This is a genomic window from Bradyrhizobium sp. CFUWI, assembly GCF_056429085.1.
The window spans coordinates 1-6,517 of the sequence record NZ_JBWJZE010000062.1 but is presented as its reverse complement, the minus strand read 5'-3'; the positions used below and the strand labels follow the sequence as shown (position 1 = coordinate 6,517).

8 protein-coding genes and 1 pseudogene are annotated in these 6,517 nt (G+C 57.7%); 4 read left to right on the top strand and 5 right to left on the bottom strand.

From position 1 onward, the window contains the following. Positions 1 to 521: 521 nt before the first annotated feature. The gene (locus tag AC066S_RS38245) at positions 522 to 782 is read right to left on the bottom strand and encodes a hypothetical protein (protein WP_478271890.1); all 261 of its coding nucleotides are present in this window, start codon (positions 780 to 782) and stop codon (positions 522 to 524) included. Positions 783 to 804: 22 nt separating this feature from the next. Between AC066S_RS38245 and AC066S_RS38240 the strand changes: the two genes are divergently transcribed. The 4 genes from AC066S_RS38240 to AC066S_RS38225 all read left to right on the top strand — a co-directional run bounded on the left by AC066S_RS38240 (position 805) and on the right by AC066S_RS38225 (position 2,993). Continuing rightward, positions 805 to 1,011: a hypothetical protein gene (locus AC066S_RS38240; RefSeq protein ID WP_478271889.1), complete on the top strand. Its 207-nt coding sequence runs from the start codon at positions 805 to 807 to the stop codon at positions 1,009 to 1,011. Between the two features lie 364 nt (positions 1,012 to 1,375). Next, complete coding sequence (locus AC066S_RS38235; protein ID WP_478271888.1) at positions 1,376 to 1,669, top strand: hypothetical protein; 294 nt, start codon at positions 1,376 to 1,378, stop codon at positions 1,667 to 1,669. A 223-nt stretch (positions 1,670 to 1,892) separates the two neighbouring features. Continuing rightward, positions 1,893 to 2,234, top strand: coding sequence for a hypothetical protein (locus tag AC066S_RS38230; protein ID WP_478271887.1), 342 nt, complete (start codon positions 1,893 to 1,895; stop codon positions 2,232 to 2,234). Between the two features lie 180 nt (positions 2,235 to 2,414). Beyond that, the gene (locus tag AC066S_RS38225; protein ID WP_478271886.1) at positions 2,415 to 2,993 is read left to right on the top strand and encodes a DUF2939 domain-containing protein; all 579 of its coding nucleotides are present in this window, start codon (positions 2,415 to 2,417) and stop codon (positions 2,991 to 2,993) included. Between the two features lie 34 nt (positions 2,994 to 3,027). Here the strand turns inward: AC066S_RS38225 and AC066S_RS38220 are convergent, their stop codons facing one another. The 4 genes and pseudogenes from AC066S_RS38220 to AC066S_RS38205 form a co-directional block, all read right to left on the bottom strand. Continuing rightward, entirely contained in the window at positions 3,028 to 4,038 is a 1,011-nt protein-coding gene (locus tag AC066S_RS38220; RefSeq protein ID WP_478271885.1) for an acyltransferase family protein, read from the bottom strand. 569 nt (positions 4,039 to 4,607) lie between these two features. Beyond that, positions 4,608 to 5,306, bottom strand: coding sequence for a hypothetical protein (locus AC066S_RS38215; protein ID WP_478271884.1), 699 nt, complete (start codon positions 5,304 to 5,306; stop codon positions 4,608 to 4,610). Between the two features lie 10 nt (positions 5,307 to 5,316). Next, entirely contained in the window at positions 5,317 to 5,454 is a 138-nt protein-coding gene (locus AC066S_RS38210; RefSeq protein ID WP_478271883.1) for a hypothetical protein, read from the bottom strand. 734 nt (positions 5,455 to 6,188) lie between these two features. After that, a pseudogene (locus AC066S_RS38205) lies at positions 6,189 to 6,517 on the bottom strand (hypothetical protein); the annotation flags it as partial.

The window sequence follows — 6,517 nt, the reverse complement described above, 5'->3', positions numbered from 1 at the left end:
TGAAAGCCGGAGTGTGGTTCCGCCGTGCTCGTCTGCTCATCGTCTCTCCTGATTCGCGGGTCAATCTTGCCCGCCGTCAGGCAGAAACTCCACTTATCGCGCTGTTCAGATTTGCGGGACCAGCTCAGACCAAGCTCGCGGCCAACGATCTGCAGCAAAAGAAGACCCGCTGACTTTACGAGCCAGCAGGTTCTGCCCATGCGTTCCGCGGTACTCGTCACCAATCCGGGATAGTCAATCGTACTGCAGCACCGGTCGATTTCCAGGTTACCGCTTCAACCGATGGCGGTGCATCATCAGCCACCGCCGGTCGCGTTTCCTGTGGGCTCGGCTCCGACGCTTCATTTACGCTTCCCGTACTTCGTGATCTTCCTCAGCGACAGCCGTACGGTGTGGATCAGGTCGAGGGCAAGTGACCGGCCGACGATGCGGCAGCGTGCTGAAGTTTTTCTCCATGTAGAGCAGCAGTCGACAAGCGCCTTCGGATCTGCGGGCGTGGTGGCGACGAGCGCATGGCCAACTCACGAGAGTTCGCGATACGCTTCCGCCGTCGCCTCCCGTGCGGCCTCGAGTTGGGCTGCCGACAGGTTCTGGTCCTGGACGGCGATCTCCCACGCCACAGCTTTGGCGTAAGCGCGGCGCGCCTCAACATGCCGCTGGATATCCTGAAGGACGGACGCCCGGTCACGCCAGGAATCGGCCCCTTGTGATTCAGTATCCGGCTCTGGCGGGAGAATGGGCGCTGCTGACGGGCCGCCGGGGAACGTGACGACGTTGCTCATGCCATTGCCCCTGGTGCCAGTCTTGCGTGCCGACCTCTCCGATCCCCATCTCGCCGTCGTCGATCTCAAGCTCCGTCGTCACGTAAGGATCGGTCGCGTCGAGGAAAGCGATCAGCCGGTCGATCTCGGCCGATGCCTCTTTCCTGAGTCTGGCGAGGCGCTGGAGCGACGTTTCCCGCTCCCGCTGTTGGATAGCCAGCCCGCTCAGCAGACCTACAGACGTGTTTAGGGGGGCGTGCTATGCACGCTGTCAGCCTCACTCATTGGATACCCAGTCCTTCGTGGTTGGGGTTAGAGCCGAGGTGGAAGTTGCTGCTTCCCCTCGGCTTGCATTTTCCGTATACCTAATTTATGAAGAAGTCAATTAAGGTGCACCCAAAAAGACGACGAGGTAGACCGGCGACAGGCAAAGACCCGTTGGTTAGCGCTCGCTTGCCGCCCGAGCTCATCACCGCGATCGAGGCACTTGCCGAAAACCAGCAGATCAGCAGGTCAACCGCTGTGCGGACGCTTATCGAACGTGGTCTACAGAGCTGGATTGAGGAGCAGCGTTGAGGCAGTTGGCCGGTGGAGTTAGGATAAGGAAGAATGAAATGGCGAGCGGGCCGTTTGAGGTTGCGGACGCGTCGGGGTTAACCGACGCGGATTGGAAGCAGATTAACTTGATACAGCGGGCGTTCATCGATGGCGGCGAGAAGGCATTGAACGAATCGCTGAAGGATCTCGCTGCAAAGGAGCCGGAACGGTTTCTGACTGTCTGGCGAGCATTTTTTCCAGAAATGTTACGCGAAGCCTTACTAGACTCGCTTGCTGAGGCTGGGCTCGAGCCAGACGACGTTCGCGAAATGATGAAGCACAACGAAGGTCCTGCACGTCGCGACCAATAAGTTGTATCGCCGCCGCTGCATCGAATTCCTGCTTGGGGCCGTTTCTGTTGGTCGGCTGGGCGTTGTGGCGCCTGCTGAATTGAAAGCCCCCTATTTACCTACAAACTCATCCTCGTTCGGGAATATCTTCCGCTGCCCCTTGCTCCCAGGTAGAACGCTATGACGGGGGGCTCGAGGGGCTGCGACAACTCTATTTCTCAAGGAGCAATAGGAGTGCGAAATCATGTCGAATATCGAAAGCAATTCAATCTCGAACCGGACGATCTTGATCGCTCTCCTGATATTCAATGTGGTCGGAATTGGCCTCTCCGAGGTTCAGCGCAGGCAGCTCGGCAATCAGAGCAAGGATGCTGTGGTCGAGTTGCAGGTCATCGAGCGCAAAAGAATCGCAGAAGCGGCGGCGGATTGGGAACGAACCTACAAGCTTCTTACTGAGATCAATCAGCGAGTGAACAACGTCGAAATCGCGCTCCAGTCTGGTCCACTCGCCAGTGAAGTCAGGGATATCTATGAGCGGCTCAAGACTGTGCAAACCAAGGCGGAAGGGTCGATCGTCGCAAAGTAGGACGACCCTACCAGTAGCATCATGAACAGATCGAGATCTTTTCAGGCCCCCCAAGCGCAGAATTGTGCTGCGGAAGGGCGCGCCTGAGTCGCGGCAGGTCAAAGGTTTAACCTTGGCAATCCACCGCTTGCTGAACCGCGTGCGGCTGGAACAAAGCGCTACGGGCTTGATTGCTGTCCAATGAAATGGCTCGTCGGCATCCTTGCAACCATGCTGGTCTGCCTCCTGGTCTACATCGGGTCGGCTTTCGTCTCCGTCCTAGGCCTGGTTTCGGCCGTTCGGAACGGTGATGCCGCTCAAGTCATGGCGCGGACCGACCCTTCCCGCGTTCGCCGTTCCCTCGTCGATCAGCTATTAGACGCATACCTCGATCGGCTCGGGCAGAAGCGCCCGCTGCGACCAATCGAAAAAATGGCTATCAATACGCTCGGCACATCGATTGCGGATGATTTCGCAACCAAGCTTCTCACTCCGGATAACTTATCAGTTCTGCTGAAGACCGGTGCTGTTCGCAACGCAACGGAGAACATCAGCTTTGGCTCGATGTCATCATTGGCCGAGTTCGAAGCTTCTAACATCGGCGTCTTCCTCGGGCGGATAAAACTGGTCAAGCCTGTGGAGTTCGCGCTGCGTCTTGGCGAGGGCCAGGACGCAGGCGGTGTCAGTATGCATTTTGAGGACTGGACGTGGAAGCTGTCGGGCATCACGTTACCGTCCCGAGTACTGGCTAACATGGCCAATCGGTTGCCAACACGGTGACACCTAGTGATCGCACGGAAACAATCTCGTGCTCTCAAAGCGCCGCTGGCCTATTAGCACCTTGGATAGTAGCTCCTTCCCTTTGTTTACTGAACCGCGTGTGCTTGTGAGCCATCGCAACAAACGGTCGCTCCACTACGAAGTAGGTTACGAGGGAGGCGCCCAAGGTGATGGCCACGAAGGTCGGGATATGGCTTGGAAGGTGCTGCTTCGTCTTCCAGACATAGTCAATAACGATCGGGTGCAGGAGGTAAGCTGAATAAGAGATCGCCCCGATACCCTGCAAGATCGGCAACGAAGCACGCGACGGGCGCTGTAGCCAGTAACAGATCAGCGCCCCTGTCGCGAGCGCTGCATATGTCCCCTGGAAGAAGCTTCCAAGGTTGCGAGCCGTGATCGGGATCGCCACGCAGATCGCGAGAACCGCAAGGGCAGAATTGAAGGCAATATCGCTGGCGAGGAACTTTGGCACCTTCTGATCAAAAACCAAAAACGCAATAATCGCCCCGATGAGGAACTGGTGATAGTACACCAAGGTCAGCAAATCAGTTTGATTGAGCCGAGCCGCGATGCTCACGGCTATCAAAATCAGGAAGCACGCTACGGGGTAGCCAGTTTTTCGCGCGATGAAGAGAAGCGCCGGGAACGTGATGTAGAACCAAAATTCGACAGCGAGGCTCCATAGAACCCCAACGCTGTATCCGAACCAGACGCCAAAGTCTGAGGTGAAAGTGAGGAGGCTCGGAAGCTGCTCGAGAAGTTTGTCCGCGTCGTCGCGATAAAGCCAGAGCCACAAGATCGCGATCTGCGCGACATACATAGGATAGATCCTCGCGACGCGACGAACCCAAAACCTCACCACGTTCGAAATCGTCAGCATCCCGTCACGAAGAAGGATGCTGCAGATCAGATAGCCGCTAATGACGAAGAAGATGCTGACGCCGATGGCGCCACCGGGAGCTGTCGATGGGCTAGCGTGCCCAACCATTACAAACAGCACGGCAACCGCTCTCAGCCAGTCCAAATATTCGACGCGCTGTTCCATGATGACTGCCCCTCAGACTGAACATACTGCGTCAATCGAACGGCGGGCAAGGTCGGCCAAAGCGCGTTGCCCGGACTTGCACGCTTGTAGTGGAACCAGGTTCCTGGGAAGATAGTTGGCGAGCCAGTGAGTCTATGGAGGCGTAATCGTGAGACGCTCGATTTTGGTACTTGGTGCTTTCTTGACCCTCATTGCGGGCCCAACGACAGCAAATGCGATTGAATTTGATGTTGGTCCAGGTGGCGTCTATGTCGGGCAAAATCGATACCCTGACTACGACAGACGTTACTACCGCGATTACGATCGCGGCCCGCGCTACTATCGGCCTCCTGCTCAATATCGTGGGAATAGCTGCGGCATGTGGTACCACGAATGTGCGCGTTCGTACGGCAGGGGAACCCGCTTGTATCATATCTGCTTGCAGCGACCAGAAGCAGTTTACGCTTGCGGTCGCTGACGCAGCGGCGCTAATTTCACTCTCCGGCCTCCCTGAGGTTTTCCGTCAGATTGACGGGAAACCCTCTCCGTAATCTTGATCCACTCAGCGACCTGCTCGTCGCGGTAAACTATTATTTGCCCTGAGCCCCCTCACCTGATCCATGAAGGTCTCCGTGGCGTGGTCCTTCGCCTGGAAGCTCTCCCCGAGCCGGCCGGCGAGTCAGCCGAGCCCGCATCAGGTGGGAAGGACTAAGGGCCAGGATCTGGCTGACCAGGGTGAAGACCTGTTTTCCGTACTCAGAAAGGGCCGCCCTGCCCGCCGGCGCCAGCCGATCCCCGATTGCCTCCCGCAGCACCGCCGCTGCCCGCTGTAGCCGGCGCTCGCCCAAGCTTTCCAGCTCGCCAACCGTTCGGTCATGCTGCCGAACGAGCTTTTCGGCTTCCGCGCTGGCTTGCAAGAAGGCGTCCGCGGCTGCCCTCATGCGCTGACCGGCCGATGCGAGCTGCTCGGTCTCCAGCGCATGACGCTCCAGGAGCGCCACCTTTGCGGCTGCCGCCTCCTGCTTTGCCATCTCGTCTCGGCGCTGTCCGAAAGCGATTTGGGCGGCTTCTAGGTCCCTCAATTGCTGATCAGCGATCGCCGTGTGGATCTTGCCGGTATCCTTGCCGGCCACGATCGCGTCCTGAAGCTGCCCATCCAACTTTGCGCGCTCAGCACGGACCGTCCCAGCCATGGCGTCGACTTTGCCGGCTGCTGCCGCAAGTTCCTCAGCTGTCCGGGCGCCGCGGCACTCGTCAAGCAAAGCGTTCAGTGTAGCGTCATAATTCATCCTCTCCCATTCATTGTTTAGCCCGGGTGGGTACGCGCCAAACTTCGAAATCGACGCCGCCAATCTTCTCAGCCGATCGTGCGGCACCCCAGCGCTTAAGCAGCGTTTCCTTCATCCGCTCGAAGGGTTGAATGGAGATGATCTGCAAACCGCAGGCTTCAACCTCTCTCCGCAACCAATTGAGAGCCCCCAGCCCATTCCGGTTTGACAACACGAACGGCGCATAGACGTCGCGACCGCAAATCGCGAGCCCACTCGCGGCAGCGCTCAAGACGACGGCAAGACTTTGAAGCCTTGAGCGCCTCCCTCCGCGGACGCCTTGGTGTGCGCTCCATGATCCGAGCTTCGCAGCGCAACAGCGACCGAACCAGCAAACGAAGCAAAGGCCTCTGTCACCGATAGCGCCGGCCAGCGCAAACTTTGTCGCGCCTCACTTGCCAGTGCGGTTCAAGCTCCACCTAAATTTCCGATGATAGACCGCGGCGCGGCGCGCCAAGGTCGTGCCTGCTGAAAGGCCGTATCGGACCAGGCGCTCGGTCAACCTTGATTGTGTCCCAGGCTTCTGCCTACTCGCCTTGGCAAGCCTACAGCAATATAGCAGGCTCAAACACGCTGCCGGCGGTTACGACATTGATTGTCGTAGTCGACGACGGTTAATCACGTCCACCAAACTCTCCAGCTCCAAGCCTCTGTTGTTTGGCTCCCAGTCGCTGTTCAGCCCAGACGCAACGAGCTCGTCACCCAGGGCTGCCAAGAGCACGTCTGCATCCTCTTTTGTTAGAGAAGCTAGGTTAGGTGGATGCGCTATATCCCATTTCGCTGGACAATACTTGCACGCAACCTCCGTTAACAACATCAATTGGCGGGGACTTAAGGTAACGCTCATGGTTGGGACCTAACTCCTGACGAACTGTTTGCCCAAGTCGTGATGACGCGGCCTTGCGGATTCAAAACGATCGTCGCATCTTTCCCAACAACAGTAAAAGCCCCTCTGCTGCCCGCGATGCTCAAAGGATTGTTCCAAGCGTCCAAGATCGCTTGCGAGGAAACTCCCACACCATCTCTACTAATCGCCTGATTAAGGTGAGCTGGTCCCGCAAATCTGAACAGCGCGATAAGTGGAGTTTCTGCCTGACGGCGGGCAAGATTGACCCGCGAATCAGGAGAGACGATGAGCAGACGAGCACGGCGGAACCACACTCCGGCTTTCA